The sequence below is a fragment of the Schlesneria paludicola DSM 18645 genome (assembly GCF_000255655.1).
Lineage (GTDB): Bacteria > Planctomycetota > Planctomycetia > Planctomycetales > Planctomycetaceae > Schlesneria > Schlesneria paludicola.
Genome location: NZ_AHZR01000091.1, coordinates 1 through 3,459, shown reverse-complemented (window position 1 = coordinate 3,459; position 3,459 = coordinate 1). Strand labels below are relative to the sequence as shown.

The following is a 3,459-nucleotide window of genomic DNA, read 5'->3' as shown; positions in this document are numbered from 1 at the left end:
CCGGAGCGAGACATTCGGCACACCGAGTTGCGTTCGCTCTACGGATTACGGCCATCAGCCGCGTGGTATCCGAAGACACAGCGCGCTTCCCAGCAAGAGATCAATGAGCGAACGCTTCTCGGCTCGCCAGACTGCCCTGCTCCTCTCACGACCGATCGTGGAGACAGTACTCAACGCAACTGGGATTCAACGAAATCAGCACCCAAAGAAAAAACAAACCCTCCACTTTTGGTGGAGGGTCGTTTTTAAAATGCCCGGCAATAACCTACTTTCACGCTTGTAGGCACTATCATCGGCTGCATGAGCTTAACGGTCGTGTTCGGAATGGGAACGTGTGTTTCCTCAGGCATATGGTCACCGGGCTTTTATCGTCGTGACGCAAGCGTCACGTAACTCTTTAATGAGCTCTCCTGTCGGAGAACGTCATTCGGTATTCGCGATAAGAACTGATTGCAAGATTCCAAAACAAAGTGGTCAAGTTTTCGTCCATTAGTATCGGTCAACTGAGACAATTGCTTGCCTTACATCTCCGACCTATCAACCTGATCGTCTGTCAGGGGACTTCAGGATTGCTCCATCGAAACCTAATCTTGGGAGAGGCTTCGCGCTTATATGCTTTCAGCGCTTATCCCGACCGTACATAGCTACCCTGCAATGCCACTAGCGTGACAGCAGAAACACCAGAGGTACGTCCCTCCAAATCCTCTCGTACTAAAGAGAAAACCCCTCAAGTTTCGTACGCCCACAGCAGATAGGGACCAACCTGTCTCACGACGGTTTAAACCCAGCTCACGTACCACTTTAATCGGCGAACAGCCGAACCCTTGGGAGCTTCTCCACCCCCAGGATGTGATGAGCCGACATCGAGGTGCCAAACCACGCCGCCGCTATGGACGCTCGGGCGTGATCAGCCTGTTATCCCCAGAGTACCTTTTATCTGTTGAGCGACGGCCCTTCCATTCGGAACCGCCGGATCACTAGGTCCGACTTTCGTCTCTGCTCGACTTATAGGTCTCGCAGTCAAGCACCCTTCTACCCTTGCGCTCTTCGCCTGATTGCCAACCAGGCTGAGGGTACCTTTGAACTCCTCCGTTACATTTTGGGAGGAGACCGCCCCAGTCAAACTGCCCAACTGACACTGTTCACCATCCAGATTCATGGATCGGTGTTAGACTCCAAACAGGCCCAGGGTGGTATTTCAACGTTGGCTCGATAAGTACTAGCGTACCTACGTCTTCGCCTCCCACCTATCCTACACAAGAACTGTCTAAAGCCAATATCAGCCTACAGTAAAGGTTCATGGGGTCTTTCCGTCTAGCTGCGGGTACGTGGTATCCTCACCACAACTGCAATTTCACCGGGTTGCTGGTTGAGACAGTGCTCCAGTCGTTACGCTATTCATGCAGGTCGGAACTTACCCGACAAGGAATTTCGCTACCTTAGGACCGTCATAGTTACGGCCGCCGTTTATCGGAGCTTCGGTTGCGGGCTTCAGGCAAAACCTTGACCCTCTTCCTTAACTTACCGACACCGAGCAAGCGTCAGACTCTATACGTCCTCTTACGAGTTTGCAGAGTCCTGTGTTTTTAGTAAACAGTCGCTAGAGCCGATTATCTGTGGCCTACCGAAGTAGGCACCCCTTCTCGCGAACTTACGGGGTCAATTTGCAGAGTTCCTTAACCAGCATTCTCCCGAGCGCCTGAGGCTACTCGCCTCGCCTACCTGTGTCAGTTTTAGTACGGTCGTGTGCTTCAACCCTAGTGGCTTTTCTTGATTATGTTGCAGGAAGCTTCGTCAACAAGGACTCGAGCTTGCGCTACGGGCACGTCTAGCCGCCCGACTTCGATTCACACAACGTCCCCACATCAGTCCACACAGCGGTGCAGGAATATTAACCTGCTGTCCATCGTCTACGCCTTTCGGCCTGAACTAAGGGGCCGACTAACCCTGGGCGGATTTACCTTCCCCAGGAAACCTTAGGCTTTCGGCGAACAGGATTCTCACCTGTTTTATCGTTACTCATCCCAGCATAAACACTTCCAAGGCCCGCTACTGCTCCTCACGGTACAGCTTGAATTGCCTTGGAACGCTCTCCTACCGCTCTTGCGAGCCCGCTGCTTCGGCGTTTTGCTTAACTCCCGATCATTGTCGGCACTAAAACACTCGACCGGTAAGCTATTACGCACTTTTTAAATGGTGGCTGCTTCTAAGCCAACATCCCGGCTGTCACAGTATCTTAATGTCCTTTGTGACTTAGCAAAACTTTGGGACCTTAGCAGGCGATCTGGGTTGTTTCCCTCTCGACCGTGAAGCTTCTCCCTCACGGACTAACTGCCGGGTATTCGATATGGTATTCGGAGTTTGGTTAGGCTGGGCAGGCGGGTAGCCCCCCATGCCAGATCAGTCTCTCTACCCCCATATCGAAAAATACCGACGCTAACCCTAAAGTTATTTCGGAGAGAACGAGCTATCTCCAGGTTTGATTAGACTTTTACTCCTCCCCACAGGTCATCCCCTAATTTTTCAACATTAGTGAGTTCGGTCCTCCACGCAGTTTTACCCGCGCTTCAACCTGCCCATGGGTAGTTCACCTGGGTTCGCGTCTACCGCCACCGACAATACGCCCTATTCAGACTCGGTTTCCCTGAGACTCCGGCCCTGAAGGCCTTAATCAAGCCGATGACAGTAACTCGCTGGGTCATTATTCAATAGGCACGCCGTCACCCACGTAAGGGGCTCCGACAGCTTGTAAGTGTGTGGTTTCATGTTCACCATCCTCCCCTAACAGGGGTTCTTCTCATCTTTCGCTCGCGCTACTTGTTAACTATCGGTTGCCAAGGAGTATTTAGCCTTGGGAGATGGGCCTCCCGGATTCAGTCCAGGTTCCACGTGACTGGACCTACTTGGGTACCAAACAAGAGTCTACACCACTTTCGAATACGGGACTGTCACCCTCTGTGGTCGTGCTTTCCAACACTGTTCTTCTAGCAGGTAGATTGATAACTCCGCGTCTGGCCCCGCAACCCCGCTAGCCGAAGCTAATGGTTTGGGCTGTTTCCGTTTCGCTCGCCGCTACTCAGGAAATCGAACTTTCTTTATTTTCCACCAGGTACTTAGATGTTTCAGTTCCCTGGGTTTGCCTTGCATACCTATGAATTCAGCATGCAATAATTCAGGAATCCCGGGATCAACGCTCGTTTGACAGCTTCCCCAGGCTTATCGCAGTCTTCCACGCCCTTCATCGCCTCTTGGCACCGAGAAATCCTCCACACACCCTTAATAACTTGACCACTTGGTTTCAGAATCTCACGCAGATTCCCTTGCCTTAGCTATTCGCAATTCATGAAAATTGCCGCCAAGACAACTGGTGAGATCACCAAGTTCTTATCGCTTAAACCGAGTTGTTAAAGAGCTTTACGTCGCGTTCAGCGTTTGCTGGCGGCGACGCGGGAGGGAGAT

General features: G+C 51.8%; 2 rRNA genes. Both read right to left on the bottom strand.

Annotated elements, in window-relative coordinates:
• Positions 1–252 precede the first annotated feature (252 nt).
• Positions 253–362 (bottom strand): 5S ribosomal RNA (rrf, locus tag OSO_RS0100080).
• A 108-nt stretch (positions 363–470) separates the two neighbouring features.
• Positions 471–3,290, bottom strand: a 23S ribosomal RNA gene (locus tag OSO_RS0100075).
• Positions 3,291–3,459: the final 169 nt, after the last annotated feature.